At 68.7% G+C, this 16816-nt stretch carries 19 protein-coding genes and 2 pseudogenes; 17 read left to right on the forward strand and 4 right to left on the reverse strand.

Features of this window, described 5'->3' with window-relative positions; genetic code table 11:
* Nucleotides 1–10 precede the first annotated feature (10 nt).
* The 5 genes from IG65_RS0105795 to IG65_RS0105815 all read left to right on the forward strand — a co-directional run bounded on the left by IG65_RS0105795 (nucleotide 11) and on the right by IG65_RS0105815 (nucleotide 4242).
* A complete protein-coding gene (locus tag IG65_RS0105795) occupies nucleotides 11–703 on the forward strand; it encodes a DJ-1/PfpI family protein (RefSeq protein WP_030513783.1) in 693 nt (230 codons plus the stop codon).
* A 43-nt stretch (nucleotides 704–746) separates the two neighbouring features.
* A complete protein-coding gene (locus tag IG65_RS0105800; protein ID WP_030513784.1) occupies nucleotides 747–1064 on the forward strand; it encodes a hypothetical protein in 318 nt (105 codons plus the stop codon).
* On the forward strand, nucleotides 1061–1510 hold the full coding sequence (locus IG65_RS0105805) for a hypothetical protein (protein ID WP_030513785.1): 450 nt from the start codon (nucleotides 1061–1063) through the stop codon (nucleotides 1508–1510). Before IG65_RS0105800 ends, IG65_RS0105805 begins: the two co-directional genes overlap by 4 nt.
* 83 nt (nucleotides 1511–1593) lie before the next feature.
* The gene (locus IG65_RS0105810; RefSeq protein ID WP_030513786.1) at nucleotides 1594–2076 is read left to right on the forward strand and encodes a hypothetical protein; all 483 of its coding nucleotides are present in this window, start codon (nucleotides 1594–1596) and stop codon (nucleotides 2074–2076) included.
* Nucleotides 2077–2142: 66 nt separating this feature from the next.
* Nucleotides 2143–4242 carry a glycosyltransferase family 39 protein gene (locus IG65_RS0105815; RefSeq protein WP_036523439.1) on the forward strand — a complete coding sequence of 700 codons (2100 nt, stop codon included), beginning with the start codon at nucleotides 2143–2145 and terminating at the stop codon, nucleotides 4240–4242.
* A gap of 46 nt (nucleotides 4243–4288) precedes the next feature.
* Here IG65_RS0105815 and IG65_RS0105820 read toward each other — a convergent pair whose 3' ends face one another.
* Nucleotides 4289–5167 (reverse strand): SAM-dependent methyltransferase, encoded by an 879-nt coding sequence (locus IG65_RS0105820; protein WP_030513788.1) that lies wholly within the window; start codon nucleotides 5165–5167, stop codon nucleotides 4289–4291.
* Between the two features lie 116 nt (nucleotides 5168–5283).
* Nucleotides 5284–6216: an SDR family NAD(P)-dependent oxidoreductase gene (locus IG65_RS0105825; RefSeq protein WP_030513789.1), complete on the reverse strand. Its 933-nt coding sequence runs from the start codon at nucleotides 6214–6216 to the stop codon at nucleotides 5284–5286.
* A gap of 103 nt (nucleotides 6217–6319) precedes the next feature.
* On the opposite strand from IG65_RS0105825, the gene IG65_RS0105830 reads away from it, so the two are divergent.
* Nucleotides 6320–7165: a helix-turn-helix transcriptional regulator gene (locus IG65_RS0105830; protein WP_030513790.1), complete on the forward strand. Its 846-nt coding sequence runs from the start codon at nucleotides 6320–6322 to the stop codon at nucleotides 7163–7165.
* 124 nt (nucleotides 7166–7289) lie between these two features.
* Here IG65_RS0105830 and IG65_RS0105835 read toward each other — a convergent pair.
* Nucleotides 7290–7493, reverse strand: a pseudogene (locus IG65_RS0105835) (glyoxalase/bleomycin resistance/dioxygenase family protein); the annotation flags it as partial.
* Between the two features lie 8 nt (nucleotides 7494–7501).
* Between IG65_RS0105835 and IG65_RS0105840 the strand changes: the two are divergent.
* The 4 genes and pseudogenes from IG65_RS0105840 to IG65_RS0105855 form a co-directional block, all read left to right on the forward strand.
* Nucleotides 7502–7855: pseudogene (locus IG65_RS0105840) on the forward strand (ArsR family transcriptional regulator); the annotation flags it as partial.
* A gap of 139 nt (nucleotides 7856–7994) precedes the next feature.
* Complete coding sequence (locus IG65_RS0105845; RefSeq protein WP_030513793.1) at nucleotides 7995–8588, forward strand: TetR/AcrR family transcriptional regulator; 594 nt, start codon at nucleotides 7995–7997, stop codon at nucleotides 8586–8588.
* Nucleotides 8585–9433 (forward strand): alpha/beta fold hydrolase, encoded by an 849-nt coding sequence (locus IG65_RS0105850; RefSeq protein WP_030513794.1) that lies wholly within the window; start codon nucleotides 8585–8587, stop codon nucleotides 9431–9433. The genes IG65_RS0105845 and IG65_RS0105850 overlap by 4 nt, the downstream gene beginning before the upstream one ends.
* An 83-nt stretch (nucleotides 9434–9516) precedes the next feature.
* Nucleotides 9517–9945 (forward strand): hypothetical protein, encoded by a 429-nt coding sequence (locus tag IG65_RS0105855; RefSeq protein ID WP_030513795.1) that lies wholly within the window; start codon nucleotides 9517–9519, stop codon nucleotides 9943–9945.
* Nucleotides 9946–9965: 20 nt separating this feature from the next.
* Here IG65_RS0105855 and IG65_RS0105860 read toward each other — a convergent pair whose 3' ends face one another.
* A complete protein-coding gene (locus IG65_RS0105860; RefSeq protein ID WP_030513796.1) occupies nucleotides 9966–10595 on the reverse strand; it encodes a glyoxalase in 630 nt (209 codons plus the stop codon).
* A gap of 364 nt (nucleotides 10596–10959) precedes the next feature.
* Between IG65_RS0105860 and IG65_RS0105865 the strand changes: the two genes are divergently transcribed.
* The 7 genes from IG65_RS0105865 to IG65_RS0105895 all read left to right on the forward strand — a co-directional run bounded on the left by IG65_RS0105865 (nucleotide 10960) and on the right by IG65_RS0105895 (nucleotide 16807).
* Nucleotides 10960–12096 carry an amidohydrolase family protein gene (locus IG65_RS0105865; RefSeq protein ID WP_156055504.1) on the forward strand — a complete coding sequence of 379 codons (1137 nt, stop codon included), beginning with the start codon at nucleotides 10960–10962 and terminating at the stop codon, nucleotides 12094–12096.
* A 70-nt stretch (nucleotides 12097–12166) separates the two neighbouring features.
* Entirely contained in the window at nucleotides 12167–12412 is a 246-nt protein-coding gene (locus IG65_RS0105870; protein ID WP_030513798.1) for a CsbD family protein, read from the forward strand.
* A gap of 41 nt (nucleotides 12413–12453) precedes the next feature.
* Nucleotides 12454–12615, forward strand: a complete 162-nt coding sequence (locus IG65_RS0105875; RefSeq protein ID WP_156055505.1) for a hypothetical protein — start codon at nucleotides 12454–12456, stop codon at nucleotides 12613–12615.
* Between the two features lie 34 nt (nucleotides 12616–12649).
* Nucleotides 12650–13114, forward strand: a complete 465-nt coding sequence (locus tag IG65_RS0105880; RefSeq protein ID WP_030513800.1) for a CinA family protein — start codon at nucleotides 12650–12652, stop codon at nucleotides 13112–13114.
* 152 nt (nucleotides 13115–13266) lie between these two features.
* Nucleotides 13267–14772 (forward strand): 2-methylcitrate dehydratase PrpD, encoded by a 1506-nt coding sequence (gene prpD, locus IG65_RS0105885; protein ID WP_030513801.1) that lies wholly within the window; start codon nucleotides 13267–13269, stop codon nucleotides 14770–14772.
* Nucleotides 14769–15683: a methylisocitrate lyase gene (gene prpB / locus IG65_RS0105890; RefSeq protein WP_030513802.1), complete on the forward strand. Its 915-nt coding sequence runs from the start codon at nucleotides 14769–14771 to the stop codon at nucleotides 15681–15683. Before prpD ends, prpB begins: the two co-directional genes overlap by 4 nt.
* Nucleotides 15683–16807 (forward strand): bifunctional 2-methylcitrate synthase/citrate synthase, encoded by a 1125-nt coding sequence (locus IG65_RS0105895; protein ID WP_030513803.1) that lies wholly within the window; start codon nucleotides 15683–15685, stop codon nucleotides 16805–16807. The genes prpB and IG65_RS0105895 overlap by 1 nt, the downstream gene beginning before the upstream one ends.
* Nucleotides 16808–16816: the final 9 nt, after the last annotated feature.

Below are 16816 nucleotides of genomic sequence, written 5' to 3' on the forward strand. Positions count from 1 at the left end.
AGGGATTCCCATGCATGCTCAGATCGTCCTGTTCGACGGGTTCGATCCGCTGGACGTCATCGCCCCGTACGAGGTGCTCTATGCCGGCGGGACCGCATCCGACGGTGCCGTGAGCGTCGAACTGGTCTCGGCGGAAGGGCCGCGGGAGGTGGTGAGCGGCACCGGCGGCCTGACCTTGCGCGCCACCGCGGCGTTCGATCCGGCGCGACCCGGTGTGGTGCTGGTCCCCGGCGCCTCGGGCCGTATCGGCGAGCCGGGGGAGATGCCGGATCAGGATGCCGGGGCCGCCGGCGAGTGGTGTCGCGACGAATCGATCCCGGTTCTGCTCGGCCGCACGCTGACCACCGGACTGCCCGAGTTGCTCCGCGCGGCGATGGCGAATCCGCGGATCACGGTTGCCGCCGTCTGCGGCGGGTCGCTGATTCTCGCCATGGCCGGGCTGGTGGAGGGGCGTCCGGCGACCACCCATCATCTGGGACTGGATCTGCTCGAGGCCACGGGCGTGCAGGCCGTGGACGCGCGCGTGGTCGACGACGGCGATCTCGTCACCGGCGCCGGCGTCACCTCCGGGCTCGACCTCGGTCTCCATCTGCTCGAACGCGAGGTCGGGCCGCGCATCGCGCACGCGGTCGAGCGGCTGTTCGCGCACGAACGCCGCGGCATCGTCTGGCGTCGCCAGGGCCCCGTTCCCGTCACCGTCTGATCCGACCTGCTCACCCACGACACATCCGAGGAACAACTGCGTCATGTCCGCCGAAGGCATTTGGGATCTGTCCATCTCCACCCCGATCGGCAGGATTGCCGTCGAACTCGATATCCGTCGCGAGAACGGCACCCTCGCCGGCACGGCAAGCGGTGCGGGCGAACGGGTTTCGCTGCACGACATCGTGCTCGACGGTGATCGGCTCACCTGGAATCAAGCCGTCAGGAAACCGATGCGCCTGAATCTCGCCTTCGCGGTGACCGTCGAGGGCGACGCGCTCACCGGCACCGCCGAGGCGGGACGCCTGCCCGCGTCGAAGGTCACCGGCGTGCGCCGCGGTGGAGTGGAGCACATCCGGTGACGAAAGTGCTGCTGTCGCTGCATGTTCTGGCCGCGGTGATCGCGATCGGCCCGGTTGCGGTCGCCGCCAGCATGTTTCCCGTGGCTCTGCGCCGGGCCGCTGGGTCGGCCGATATGAACGCGAATCTTCAAGTACTGCACCGCATCTGCCGGGTGTACGCGGCCGTCGGGCTCGCGGTTCCGATCTTCGGGCTGGCCACCGGCGCCGCCCTGGGCGTACTCGGGACGGGATGGCTGATCACCTCGATCGCCCTCACCGCTGCCGCCGCCGCGATCCTGGCCACGATGATCCTGCCCGACCAACGCGCCGCGCTCACGACCGTGGCAGCCGGCCGCGTCGATGCCACGGCCGCGCGCCTGGCCATGTCGGCCGGAATCTTCAACCTGCTGTGGGCGATCGTCGCGGTGCTGATGGTCGTACGCCCGGGATCGACCACCGGCGTCTGAATTGTCGGCGTGTCCGGTCGCGACACGACGACGATCGCGCCGGGGTCGGTGCATTGCGCCGCCGCCCGGAATACCGTGGACGTATGCGCGCTGTCGTCCATCTGGTGCTGTTCGCCTGTGGGGTCGTGATGGCGGTCGGAGCGTTCGGGCCGTTCGTCGGAGTTGTGCAGGCCCGCCACATCCGGCTCGTCGATATCCGCGACGGCTTCGCGACCGGCATCCCGCTGGACGGGGTGCAGGCACAGGCGACGCAGCTGCGCGCGTCCTACACGGTGGTGTTGCTGCTCGTCGCTCTGGTGATGCTGTTGGCGGGGCTGTTCGGCTCGCGCGTCCTGGGATGGCTGGCGGTGCTGGCCGGAATCGCGGCGATCGCGGTACCGGCTTGGCGATTGGATCAGCGGTTCGACAGACAGTTGCGCGACGACTACCAGCATCTGCTCACCGGCACGTGGGGGTTGTACCTGTTCGGCGGCGCGGTGGTGGTCGCCGTCCTCGCGCTGCTCGTGCCCGGTGAGCGTCCCCGGCGCCGGGCGGTCGCGGCCGCGGGGCAGAAGCCGGCCCGCTAGGCGTTCATTGCAACCTCACTGCTCGCTCACAGGTAGCTGTGGAGCTGCGCGGGCTGAATAGGCACCGTGACTACATCACTCCTCGAGAATTCGCCGGTGCTACCGTCCGAGCCCGCGAAACCTGGCGCCGCTCCCGGATTCGGCGGCAGAGCCGTCGAGCGGGCCGGTCTGGTGGTGCTCCTGATCGCGACGGCGGTGATGTACCTGTGGAACATCACCGTCAACGGGATGGGCAACCAGTTCTACGCCGGCGCCGCCTGGGCCGGATCGAAGAACTGGGAGGCGATGCTGTTCGGCTCCCTGGATCCGGCGAATTTCATCACCGTCGACAAACCACCCGTCTCGCAGTGGGTGATGGGGTTGTCCGGGCGCATCTTCGGCTTCTCCAGCGCGAGCATGCTCGTTCCGCAGGCGTTGATGGCGGTGGCCGCGGTCGCGCTGCTCTACGGCGCGGTCCGGCGGATCACGAACAACCACTGGATGGCGGTGCTCGCGGGCGCGGCGCTGGCGCTGACGCCGGTGGCGGCGTTGATGTTCCGATTCGACAATCCGGACGCGGTCATGGTGCTGCTCATGACGGCCGCCGCCTATGCCACGGTGCGGGCACTCGACCGCGCCTCCACGACGTGGCTGCTGCTGGCCGGTGCGGCGTTGGGCTTCGCGTTCCTGGCGAAGATGCTCGAGGGGCTGATGGTGCTGCCCGCGCTGGGCGTGGCCTACCTCGTGGCCGCTCCGACGTCGCTGCGCACCCGCCTGCTGCAACTGCTCGGCGGACTCGCCGCGCTGCTGGTGTCCAGCGGCTGGTATGTGCTGCTCACGCTCTGGTGGCCCGCGTCGAGCCGCCCGTACCTGGCCGGCTCGACCGACGACAACTTCATGAACCTGGTGCTCGGGTACAACGGTTTCGCCCGGGTGCTCGGCCGCAATCACGGTGGTGGGGCGGCGCCGGCGCACGAGTCCGCGGCCGCGGCCCAGGCGGCCGCGTCGGCCCACGCGGCCCCGCCCGCGGACGCGCACAACGGATTCGGTGGCTTCGGCGGGCAGGTGCACGGTGTGCAGCGGTTGTTCACCGGGGAGTTCGGCTTCGAGATCGGCTGGTTACTGCCGGCCGCGTTACTGGCGATGGTGCTGGTGCTCATCTCGCGCGGCCGCGCACCGCGCACCGATCGGATCCGGGCGGCGGCCATCGTGTTCGGCGGCTGGATCGTCATCGACGGCGGTGTGCTCAGCTACATGAACGGCATGGTGCATCCGTACTACTGCCTCTCGATCGCCCCGGCGGTCGCCGGAATGTTCGCGGTCGGCGTCGCCGAACTGTGGAACCGGCGGCACACGGCTTTCGGCCGATTCGGCACGGCCGCACTGCTGGTGGTGACGGGCGTGTGGAGTGTCGTTCTGCTGCACCGCAACAGCGGCTGGTATCCGGAGCTGCGCTGGATGATCGCGGTGGTGACGATCGCCGCAGCGGTCGCACTGGTGTTGCCCCGGACCTACGACGTGTCCGGCCGCCTCGCCGCCGTCGTCCTGACGATCGGGCTGATCGGTGGTCTGGCGGGCGGTGCGGCCTACTCGTTCGCGACCGTCGCCACCGCGCACTCCGGCGGCGGACCGACCGTCGGCCCGTCGCAGGCCGGCGGGCGTGGCGGCTTCGGTCGGACGCGTCCGGATCCGCAGCTCTCGGCGATGCTGAAGGCGACGACCACGACCTGGGCGGCGGCGACCAACGGTTCGTCCGCGGCCGCCGCACTCGAACTGGAAAGCGGCAGGCCGGTGATGGCGATCGGCGGGTTCTCCGGCAGCGATCCGGTCCCGACGTTGGCGCAGTTCCAGGCCGACGTGAAGGACGGAAAGATCGCCTACTACGTCGTGCAGGCCGACGGTCGCAACCAAGGTCCGGCGGATGCGCGGGACCAGGCCGCGCCCGGCGACCGGAATCCGGGGACGACCGGGCGCGCCGAGGGTGCGACCACGAGCCGGGGCCGGGAGCAGACGGCACCGGGAAGCACGCCGGGGCAGCCGCAGCCGGATACCACCGAGAACACCGGCGGCCCGGGCGGTTTCGGCCGCAATCAGCATGCCGACATCACCGCCTGGGTCACCGCCACCTTCCCCGCTCAGCACACCGGCAACGCCACGGTGTACAACCTGAGCGGATACCGGGGGTAGGAGTGCGACAGCGGCTCGGTGGGCGAATCCGATTGCCGCACACGGCTCACGGCCGGGTGACGGTCGCCAGATTGATCAGTGACTGCTGGCGGCCGTCGGGGCCCGCCGGGGTGTGGTCGAGGCTGCGAATGTAGTCGGGAAGGTAGACGCGCTCGCCGCTCCATCCGCGATCGGTGAACCAGGCGGTGGCCTCGCTGCGCGGCTCGTTGTAGATCAACTTCACCCATTCCGAGCCGGATTCTCCGTCTGCTGCCAGGGCTTCGGCGGCCTCGGCGGGCAGGGGATCCATCTGTTCGACGGCGGCCCGGCTGCCGGGTGCGCTGAGCGAGTGGACCGTATCGAACAGCCGGTCCTGGGCGGCGGGTGTCAGGTAGATCAGCAGCCCCTCGATCAACCACGCGGTCGGCCGGTCGGAGTCGAAGCCGTTGTCGCGCAGGGCTTTCGGCCAATCGCCGCGCAGATCGACCGCCACCTCCCGGCGATCCGCGATCGGTTCGCGCCCGGCCTGCGCGAGGGTCGCGCGCTTGTACTCGAGTACCTGCGGCCGATCCAGTTCGTAGACGGTGCAGCCCGCCAGCCACGGCAGTCGATAGGCGCGTGCGTCCAGGCCCGCCGCGAGCACCGCCACCTGCCGGATTCCCGACGACACCGCGGCCTCCAGGTAGTCGTCGAAATACCGGGTGCGGAAGAGCTGATGCTGCTGGAACGGGATGCCGAAATCGGTTGTCAGCAAGGGATGTTCAGGCAGTCGTCCCGCCATCAGATCCGCCCACTCGCCGCCCGCGGCCGAGACGAACAGCTCGGCGAGCGGGTCCCGAGCCGGGGCGTCGTCCGCGCGGCCGCCCAGGGCGCGAGCGGCCGCGACGAACAATGCCGTGGATCCGACACCGGTGTTGATATCCCAGGAATCCTCGTCGGTACGCATGATGGCCAACCTACCGACCGGGGTGCGGCCCGGCAGGTACCCGCGCCGTGCTCGTGCGAATCCGCCATGAAACCCCTGCCACCACGTGTTTCCCGCCATCGAGCGTGGATTGCCGCCTATGCCCGCACGCGCTCGAGCAGTTCGGTGGTCGCCTCCCACAGGCGGCGCTCGCGGTCGCGGTCGTGGGCGACCGGCTGCACCTCGGTGAGCGCGGTCTTCACCACGAAGGCGCCGTCGCGCAGGTGTGCCCACGTCTCGTCGAGGGCCATCGAGGCCAGGAGCGGTCCCGAGCGTTGCGGGGTCGAGACGCCGGGGAGCCGGCCGATAGCGCGGCCGATCGCTCGCACCGGCGCGGGAGCGCCGCGGCCGAGCGCGGTACCCGGCATCCAGCCCGGTTCGAAGACCGAGACGTTGATCCCGGGGCCGGCGTGGCGCTGCAGTTCGTGGGCGTAGTACAGAATCGCCAGCTTGGCGTTGGAGTACGCGACCCCCGATGCGGTCATGCCCGGCGCCTGCTCGCCGGTGGCCGGGCGAGCGAGATCGAGCGGATCGGCCCATTCGGCCTCGGCGACATGGAGCAGCCTGCGCCAGAAGTTGGCGTGATAGGTGTTCGAACCGAGCAGAACGATCCGCGCCGGGGCGGTGAACACGTCGAGCAGATCGCCGATGAGCTGGGCGTGGGCGAGGTAGTTGACGGCGAAGGTCGTCTCGTAACCGTCGGGCGTGGCCTGCCGGGTGTCGGCGGACATGATGCCGGCATTGGCGATCAGTGCGCGCAGTGGTCGCACGGCACCGGAGGAGAGAAGTTCGCGCACGGTCGTCGCGGCGGCGCGGACATCGGTGAGATCGGCCAGGTCGCAACCGATTTCGCGGATCCGGGCGCCGCGCGCCCGGGCCTCGTCGGCGATCGCGGTCAGATCCGGCCCGGCGCGGCCGACCAGAAGGAGGTCGGGACGCTGTCCGACCGGGCGGCCGGCCATCGCCAGCGTGGTGGCGCGGCCCAGGTTGCGGGTCGGGCCGGTGATGAGAACAGTTCCGGTTTCGGTCATGTCCCCAGCGTGCGGGCCGGGCCGGGCCGTAGGCAGTCGTCCGGTTGTCGTAGGACTGCCAGGGCCAGGACAAGCCGGCGCGCGCTCGCGCAGACTGGACTACGTGGAAGCGTGGGAATTCGGCCGGACGGTGCGCCGCTGGCGCGACCGGGTGGCGCCCGAGGCCGTCGGCGTGCCGGTGGGGTCCCGGCGCCGGGCAGCCGGATTGCGCCGGGAGGAACTGGCCGCACTCGCCGGCATCTCCGCCGACTACCTCACCCGCCTGGAACAGGGGCGCGCGACCGCGCCGTCGGCGCAGGTGGTGGAGGCACTGGCCCGGGCACTGCGCCTGTCGGATGCCGAACGCGACCTGCTCTACCGATTGGCCGGGCATGCCGCACCGGGCCCGGACGTCGTGCCCTCGCGGATCACCGCGAGCGTGCAACGACTGCTCGACCGGTTGTCGCACACCCCGGTCGTCGTCTACGACGCGAGCTGGACGCTCGTGATGGCCAACGCGCCGTACAACGCGCTGATGGGCGACACCACCGCGTGGCGCGGCGTGGAGCGCAATGCGGTGTGGCGCAACATCACTCGCATGCCGACCCGGGTCGTGCACTCCGAGCGGGAGCAGGCGGAGCACGAAGCCCGGCTCGTGGCCGACCTGCGCCTGACCGCCTCGCGCTATCCCGCCGACCGCGCCCTGCGGCGCCTCATCACCGACCTCGGCGCGGCGGGCTCTAGCTTCACCGACCTCTGGAACGCCGAGACGCCACCGCCCGCGCCGGACCCGTCGAGGCGGAAGACGATCGACCACCCGGCGGTCGGCCTGATCACCCTCGACTGCGACACCCTGCTCGTCACTCTCGATGATCTGCGCATTTCCGTCTACACCGCCGAGCCCGGTACCGAGGACGCCGCTCGGCTCGACCTGGCGATCGTGCTGGGCACGCAATCGCTGGCACCATGAGCACCCCGGTCGCGGGGGTGCGGCCGGGCGACGACCGCGGTGTCTTCGGTCGTGGTCACCTGTGCACCTCCATCCCGGCCTGATCGGCGAGCAGATTCGAAAGGCGCTGCAGCGCTTCGGGAATCACCTTGTCCTGCTGGGCGAAACAGCAGCTCGTGCCGATCTGCTCCGTGGTGAACAAACCGGCCTGCGGCAATCGCGCGATCTCGTCGTGGACCTGTTCGGAAATTTCCACCTCGACTCCGAGGTGGTTGATCGTGCCGCCCGCACCGGTGTTCTCCAGCAATGCCAGCTTCAACGGCGGCTGCTCGACGGCGAGGTTGGCGTGGTGGACATATGCCCAAAGCGCTTCCCGTGATCGACATGTCCGCCCCGGTGTGCTGCGCCCCGGTGGCGGCCGGGCCGGTCGACGACGCCGCGGCCCTGGAGGTGGCGCTGCGGCTGAAAGCGCTCGCCGATCCGGTGCGGGTGAAGTTCGATCCGGTGCGGGTGAAGTCGATGTCGCTGCTGCTGGCGAGTCCGGACACGGGGGAGAACGGTGGTGACCTGGCCGTCGCGGTGGGGCTGGCGGAATCGACGGTCAGCCATCATCTCGGCCGGCTCCGCAAGGCCGGGCTGGTCGAATCCGGCCGGGTCGGAATGAATGTCGTGCAGCACGCCAAACGCGATGCGCTGGCGGTAGTGAGTATCACCGCCCCGGTGACAGCCGCGGAACCGGCCTTCGCGTGCTCGCCGTTCCCGCCCTCGACATCGGGGCGAAAATTATGTGGCCGCGCCGATCCTAATATGCTTAGGTTACATCCTAAGTAGATTAGGTTAGGAGCGGAACATGTCCCCCCGTGCGGGATTGTCCAGGCAGCGAATCGCCCGCGCCGCAGCGGAACTCGCCGACGAAGTCGGATTCGCCCACGTCACCCTGTCCGCGGTGGCCCGCAGGTTCGGGGTGAAGGATCCCAGCCTCTACACCCACGTCCGGAACCTGCGAGATCTGCAGGTGCAGGTGGGATTGCTGGCCGGGGCGGAGATGAACGAGCGCATCGGCGCGGCGGTGGCGGGGCGCTCCGGGCGCGAGGCGTTGTTCGCGTTCGCCGACGCGTACCGCTCCTACGCCCTCGACCATCCGGGCCGGTACGCGGCAACGCAGATCCGCATGGATCCCGAGGAGGTCGCCGGAGAGCCGGCCCTGCTGCGCGGTATCGAGCTCACCGCGGCGCTGTTGCGCGGATACGGATTGAGCGAACCCGGGTCGACCGACGCGGGACGCTTGCTGCGCAGCACATTTCACGGCTTCGCCACCCTGGAGGCGGCGGGCGGATTCGCGCACTCCCGGGCGGTCGACGCCAGCTGGCACCGCATTCTCGAGGCCCTGCATCGCACCCTGTCGCAGTGGCCGTCCGGCCCCGAAGAGGAAGTAGCGCAATGAGATCCGACACACTGACCGTCCCCGGCGCGACGCTGTACTACGAACTGCGCGGCGACGGGCCGCTGCTGTTGCTGATTCCCGGTGGCGGCGGCGACGCGGGTGTCTTCGACGAGATGGCCGAGGTGCTCGGGCGCCGTTTCACCGTCGTGGCGCTGGATCCGCGCGGCTGTTCGCGCAGCGTGCTCGCCCACGGGCCCGAGGATCAGCAGGTGGCGGTGCAGGCGGACGACGTGGCCCGGCTGCTCGCGCATCTGTCCGATGAGCCGGCGTTCGTCTGCGGAACGAGCAACGGCGCGATCGTCGGGCTCGACGTGCTGGCGAGACATCCCGACCGGGTGCGCCGGCTGGTCGCGCACGAACCACCCTGCTTCGCCGTCCTGCCGGACGCCGACCGGCACCTGGCGATGGTCGAGGAGGTCTATGCCCTGCTCCACACCGCGGGCGTCGCCGCGGCCGGCGCGAGATTCCTCGCGGGCATCGGTCCCGCGATGAAACCGGCGCCGCAGGTTTCGCAGCTGTCGGAGCGTGCCGCGCAGATGTGGGCCCGCCTCGCCGCCAACGGCCCGCTCATGATCGAACACGAGTTGCGTGAATTCACCTCGTACACACCGGATTACAGTGTGCTGGCCGCGGTGTCGGACCGTCTGGTGCTCGCGGTCGGCCGCGAAACGCGCGGGTGCCTGCCGTATCGGCCCGCGGTCGAGATCGCGGCCCGGCTCGGACTCGGGGTGGTCGAGTTCCCCGGGGCGCACAACGGCGTGCGCACCGAGGCCGAAGAATTCGCGAACCAGCTGATGGAGGTCATGGAGATTACGTCACCGCAGCGTCATCCGACGGATTCGTAGCGGCACCGGTAGCGGCGATGCTCGATGAGTGTCCGGCACCGCGAACCCGCGGCCGGCGGCCCTACCGGTTTCGAGGAGTTTCCATGACCACGGTCCGTTTTCATCTCATCTCCACCCTGAGCCCCGCCGAGGTCGTGGGCGTCCTCACCGACTTCGGCCCGTCCCGGGCGCAGGTGTGGCCGACGATCGATGCCGAGCACTTCGTCGTGCACGAGCAGGGCGAGGGGTGGGCCGAAGTCACCGAAGGGACGGAGGCGGCTTGGGAGCGCGCCCGCTACGAGTGGGACCCGGCGGGCGACACCGTGACCGTGACCACCCTGGATTCCAAACTCTTCGGCGCCGGTGGTGGGTGGGTCTTCCGTGCCACACCTGCCCCGGAGGGCAGCCGTGTCGACGTCGAACTGACCCGGACACCACAGGCGTTCAAGGGGAAGCTCCTCGCCGTGCTGCTTCCCCTGGTCGGCCCGTCGTCGCTGCGCAAATCGTTCCGAGTTCCGTTGCGGGCGGCCTGATTCCGGCCGGGCCACCCGGCTCAGGCCTCGACCTCCCACACGAATCCGTCGGGATCGGTGAAGGAACCGAGGGGACCGGTGACGGCGATGCGATGCGACCCGGAGCCCTCCGCCGGGACACCCGCGTCCTTGGCAGCGGCCTTGCGGCCGTAGAGCGCGAGCTTGACCGACCCGGCCGGCGACTCGAACTCCGCGTACTTACCGCCGAAGCTCTTCGCCACGGTCAAGCCGCGCTCGACGTAGAACTGTTTGGTCGCCTTCACACTCTCGACCCCGAGCAGCAGAACGAAATCGTCGATCTCGCGGGTGGCCGGGCCGGTGTCCTTCTTCGCCGAGGTGGCGATCTTCCAGACCGCGCCGTCGGGGGCCTGCACGACGCCGCCGTACCCCCAGAAACTCTTCTTGGCCGGCTTGACCGTCGTCGCGCCCGCCGCGACCGCGGAGCCGATGAGGCTGTCGACGGTGCTCGGCTGGGACACCACGAGGGAGAGGATGTATCCGCGGAAGCCGGTGGTCTCCGCGTCCGACTTGCGGACCCGCAGCCGGTCGCCGAGTCCGAACGCGGCCTCGTAGAAGGCTGCGGCGGCAGCCGGGTCCGGGGTCTCGAGGATGACCGATGCGATGGTGCTCTGAGCAGTGGTGATGTTCATGTCGAAGACGTTATCGGCGATCGCACGACCGTCGCTTCTCGATTCCTGATCACTCTGGGAGCCTCTGCACGCGCAAGGTCGGATGAGGGGATCCGCGCCGTCGTCCCGAGTGTCGAGCCCGGATCCTCGTGCCCATCGGGTCGTTCCATGGCCGGTGGGCAATTTCTGATGATCTCATCATTTACTCTTGACAGCGGGGTCGATCGCATCTGATGATTTGCTCAATACCTGCCTGTGGCGTTGGCGGTTTTCTCGGAAGATCACCGCGGAACGATTCTCGGACAGGGCTTTTCGCAGTGCGTCGAGCGAAGTCGCCCGCGCTCGACCCGCGACCGATCAGAGCCGATTCGGAAAGTGAGAATCCATGAACGCCACTCGCCTCATCTCCGCGATGAGCCGTCGTCGCGCACTGGGTACGGCCGTCGCCGGCACTCTCGGCGTGGCCGCGGTCGCGGCGGCGGTGTTGCCCGCCGCGCAGGCGGCACCGGTGCGCGACCAGCGGCCCGCGCCCTCCGGCACCTACCGCATCGATCTGCACGCGCATTTCCTGCCCCCGGACTACCGTGCCGCCCTGATCGAACACGGCCACCTCACCATCGGCGGTTACCCGACACCGGAGTGGTCGCCGGAGCAGGCGCTGGCCTTCATGGACTACTACGGCATTCAGGCACAAGCACTTTCGGTGTCTGACCCGGGTGTGTCCTTTCTGAGCGGGAAGGAGGCCAACGATATGGCGCGCTACTGCAACACCTATGCCGCCGGCCTCTTCCGATCGAATCCGACGCGGTTCGGCGCCTTCGCGGTCCTGCCGATGCCCGATATTCCCGCCTCGATCGCCGAGGCGATCTACGCCCTCGACGAACTGCATCTCCACGGGGTGGTCCTGCTGTCCGCCTACCACGGCGTGTACCTGGGGGATCCGCGGTTCGAGCCGTTGATGGCAGCGCTGAACCAGCGCAACGCCTACGTTTTCGTCCACCCCGCGGCGATCCCCGACGACGCCAAACCCACACTGCCGCTACCGGATTTCCTGGAAGAGTTCACCTTCGACACCACCCGCGCGGCGACCATGATGATGGTCACCGGTGTCACCCAGCGATATCCGAACATTCGCTTCCAGTTGGCCCACGCGGGCGGCACGGTGCCGTTCTTGTCGCACCGGATCAGCGTGGCCTCTCAGACCGTGCTGGGGCAGTTGTGGCCGCAGGACCTACCGAAACCCTCCGTGCTCGACATCCAGCGACAGATCTCGACCTTCTACGTCGACACCGCGCTGAGCGGCTCGGCTGCCGCGATGGCGAGTGCCACCGCGGTGATGGGCCGTGAGCACATCGTCTTCGGTTCGGATTGGCCGTTCAGCGCGTTGACTCTGCCACAGTCGGGCAGCCACGATCCGGCGCCCGGTCTCGGCGACATTTTCGACGCCGACCAGCGGATGGAGGTCGAGCACCACAACCCGCTGCGGCAGTTGCCCCGCCTGGCCCGAGCCGTGAGCGGGTAATCGTCCGATTGAGCACCGCCGCGGTGGGTAGGTCGTTGCATGTCAGGAAATTGCGACGGAAGGGGACTCCGTGTCCGACCACAACAGTGGCCCGCGTGAAGGCATCAAGGGCGTCGTCGAGGATGTGAAGGGGAAGGCCAAGGAGGCGGCGGGCATCGTCACCGGCAACAACGACCTCGAGTCGGAGGGCCGGGCCCAGCAGGACAAGGCCGAATCGCAGCGCGAGGCGGCCGAGAAGGAAGCTCAGGCCGAGAAGGCCCGGGCCGAGGCCAACGTCGACGAGGCACGTCAGCGGTCCCACCAGCAGGGCAGCTAGCTTCCCGACCGCTCACCCGTTCCGTGCCGGAGGAGGTTCCCGTGGTTTCACACGACGTCATCGCCCAGCTTCGCCAGGACATCACCACTGCGTCCGATGCCGGAGACGAGGCGGAAGTGCAACGGCTGCAACGCGAACTCGACACCGCGCTGCAGGCGTACCGCGAGAGCGGCGACGACGGCACGGAACGGGGAGCGGAATGAGGGAGGACATCGTGGCCGCCCGGGAGGCGGGGCGATGACCGAGGGCGCCGCCGAGCGGATCGCCGAGCTGGCCGCGGCGGCCGGTTCGACGATCGCGGTGGCGGAATCGCTCACCTCGGGCAAGATCGCCTCCGCCCTCGGCGCGGCACCGGATGCGGGACAGTGGTTCCGCGGCGGGGTCGTCGCCTACAGCCCGGAGGTCAAACGCACCGTCCTGGATATGCCCGATGTCCCCGTGGTGTCGCGGCCGGCGGCCGAGGAGTTGGCGGCCAACGTGCGCAAGCTGCTCGGCGCGAGCTATTCGGTGGCGGTCACCGGTGTCGGCGGGCCCGAACCGAGTGACGGCGAACCGCCCGGCACGGTGTGGTTCGCCACCGCCTCCGAGACCGCCGTCACCGCCTGCCGGGCCGAATTCGACGGTGAACCGGAAGAGGTGCTCGAGCAGACGGTGCGGTTCGCGCTGAGCTGTCTGCTGGACCGCTTGACCGCCGATCGATGAACGGTTCGCGGACGAGCGCACTGTCCGCAATATTCGCAACTTCGCCGGATCGATAACGCATAACTAGGCAGTTGCAACGTATTTCGACGGGTACCCCTCCTGAGTAGCGTCCGAATCATGCGATTCACCGACGTTCCCGGGAGGTCCCGACTGTGAAGAATCACCTCGTTCGCACGCACCGCTCCGCCGAGGTGTTCCCGCGGGCCGAACACCTGGCGTGGCGCATCGCCGAGGTCGCCACGGATCCGGTCGCGGTGGCGCCGGAGACCGAAGAGATGATCGTCAACCGGATCATCGACAACGCCGCCGTCGCCGCCGCATCGATCACCCGGCGTGCGGTGGCCGACGCCCGCGCGCAGGCGCTGGCGCACCCGTATCGGCCCGGTGCCGCGGTATTCGGCGTTCCCGGCACGTATTCCCCGGAGTGGGCCGCGTGGGCCAACGGCGTCGCGGTGCGCGAACTCGACTTCCACGACACCTTTCTCGCCGCCGAATATTCTCATCCGGGCGACAACATCCCGCCGATTCTGGCCGCCGCCCACCATGCCGGACGCAGTGGTCGTGATCTGATCCGCGGCCTGGCCACCGGCTACGAGATCCAGATCGATCTGGCGCGGGCGATCTGCCTGCACGAACACAAAATCGACCACGTCGCGCATCTGGGTCCTTCGGCCGCCGCCGGGATCGGTACGGCGCTCGGCCTCGATACCGAGACGATCTATCAGGCCATCGGTCAGGCGCTGCACACCACCACCGCGACCCGGCAGTCCCGCAAGGGTGAGATCTCCAGCTGGAAGGCCTACGCGCCGGCCTTCGCGGGCAAGATGGCGATCGAAGCCGTCGACCGGGCGATGCGCGGCGAGGGTGCGCCCGCGCCCATCTGGGAGGGCGAGGACGGGGTGATCGCCCGGTTGCTGGCCGGGCCCGACGCCGAGTATTCGGTACCGCTGCCGGGTCCGGGCGAGCCCAAACGAGCGATCCTCGACTCCTACACCAAGGAGCATTCGGCCGAATATCAGAGCCAGGCGCCGATCGATCTGGCCCGGCGGATGCGCGACCGCATCGGGGACCTCGGCCGGGTGGCCTCGATCGTGCTGCACACCAGCCACCACACCCACGTGGTGATCGGTACCGGTTCCGACGATCCGCAGAAATTCGATCCCGAGGCGTCGCGGGAGACCCTCGACCACTCGGTCATGTACATCTTCGCGGTCGCCCTGCAGGACGGGACCTGGCATCACGAGCGTTCCTACGCGCCCGATCGTGCCCGCCGGCCCGACACGATCGAGCTGTGGCGCAAGATCTCCACCGCCGAGGACCCGGAATGGACTCGCCGCTACCACTCCGCCGATCCCGCCGAGAAGGCCTTCGGCGCCCGCGCCGAGGTCACGCTGACCAGCGGTGAGGTGATCGTCGACGAACTCGCGGTCGCCGATGCCCACCCGCTCGGCGCGCGGCCGTTCGCCCGCGAGCAGTACATCGCCAAATTCCGCGCGCTCGCCGAGGGCATCGTCGACGCGGCCGAACAGGATCGATTCCTCGACGTCGCGCAGCGGGCGGGCTCGCTGTCGGCGGACGAACTGCCGCAACTGACGTTCACGGTGTCCGACGAGGTGCTCGCCCGCGCCCCGAAACTGTCGAAGGGATTGTTCCGATGACCGGACTGCTCGCCGCCGCCACCTCCGCCGCCGACAAACGCGTCGCCTTCCGCGCCGGGCTCGCGTCGGGGTCGATCCAGCGATTCCCCGGCGCCTTCAATCCCTTGGTGGCCAAGTTGATTCAAGACATCGGGTTCGAAGGTGTCTATGTCTCGGGGGCGGTGGTGTCGGCGGAACTGGGGCTGCCCGATATCGGGCTGACCACGCTGACCGAGGTCGCGGGCCGCGGCGCTCAGGTGGCCCGGGTGACCGATCTGCCGGTGCTCGTCGACGCCGATACCGGCTTCGGGGAACCGATGAACGCCGCCCGCACGGTGGCGCTGCTCGAGGAGGCCGGCCTCGCGGGCTGTCACCTGGAAGACCAGGTGAATCCCAAGCGTTGCGGCCACCTCGACGGCAAGGCGGTGGTGCCCGCCGACGAGATGGTGCGCCGCGTGCGTGCGGCGGTCTCGGCGCGGCGTGATCCGAATTTCGTCATCTGCGCGCGTACCGACGCCGCCGGGATCGAGGGCGTCGACGCGGCGATCGAACGGGCCCGCGCCTACGCCGACGCCGGAGCCGACCTGATTTTCACCGAGGCATTGAGCGGCGCGGCCGATTTCGAGAAATTCCGGGCCGCGGTCTCGATTCCGCTGCTGGCCAATATGACAGAGTTCGGAAAATCCGAACTGTTGCCGGCGCGGATTCTGGAATCGATCGGCTATAACGCGGTGATCTATCCGGTGTCCACTTTGCGCCTGGCGATGTGGGCGGCCGAGACCGGATTGCGCGAAATCTACGAGACCGGCACCCAAACGGGACTGCTGGATCGGATGCAACATCGCAGCCGCCTCTATGAACTGCTGCGATACGAGCGCTACAACGAATTCGATTCCGACATATTCACATTCACTCTCGGAAGGAACCAGTGATGACGAAGGCCGCGACTCCGGCGATCAACAAGGGCCTGGCGGGCGTCGTCGTCGACACCACCGCGATTTCCAAGGTGGTGCCGGAAACGAATTCGCTGACCTACCGCGGATATGCCGTCCAGGATCTGGCGGCGCACTGCACTTTCGAACAGGTCGCCTATCTGCTGTGGTACGGCGAACTGCCGAACGACGCTCAGCTGGAACGGTTCTGCCAGCAGGAACGCGCGGCGCGACGGGCCGATCGGTCGCTGCTGTCGCTGGTGACGAAACTGCCCGACACCTGCCATCCGATGGATGTGGTGCGCACCGCGATCAGCTACCTCGGCGCCGAGGATCCGCTCGAGGACGACAATTCGCCGAAATCCAACCGCGCCAAAGCATTACGCATGCTGGCGGTGCTGCCGACCATCGTGGCCGCCGACCATCGCCGTCGGCACGGACTCGATCCGATCACGCCGCATTCGCATCTGGGATACGCGCAGAATTTCCTGAACATGTGTTTCGGGACCGTGCCGGCGCCGGAACTGGTGAAAGCGTTCGAAGTCTCGCTGATTCTCTACGCGGAGCACAGTTTCAACGCCTCGACGTTCGCCGCGCGCGTGGTGACCTCGACGCAGTCGGATATCTACAGCGCGGTCACCGCCGCCATCGGCGCGTTGAAGGGGCCGCTGCACGGCGGGGCGAACGAGGCCGTCATGCGCGACATGCTCGAGATCGGCGAGCCCGAGCGAGCCGAAGCATGGTTGCGGAAGAAGCTGGCGGACAAGGACAAGGTGATGGGATTCGGCCACCGGGTCTACAAGAACGGCGATTCCCGGGTGCCGACGATGAAGCAGGCATTGCTCGATATCGCCGCTGCCACCGACGGCGGCCGGTGGGTGCGCATATACGAGATACTCGAACGCACGATGGCCGAGGCCACCGGGATCGCGCCGAATCTCGACTTTCCCACCGGCCCGGCGTATTACCTGCTCGGATTCGACATCGAGACCTTCACCCCGATCTTCGTGATGAGCCGGATCACCGGCTGGGCCGCGCACATCATCGAACAGGGCGCCTCGAACGCGCTGATCCGCCCACTGGGCGAATACGTCGGGGTCGGGCAGCGCTCCGTTCTGACCTGATCGGCTTCC

It is taken from the genome of Nocardia sp. NRRL WC-3656 (genome assembly GCF_000720265.1).
In the GTDB taxonomy this organism is placed as follows: Bacteria; Actinomycetota; Actinomycetes; order Mycobacteriales; family Mycobacteriaceae; genus Nocardia; species Nocardia nova.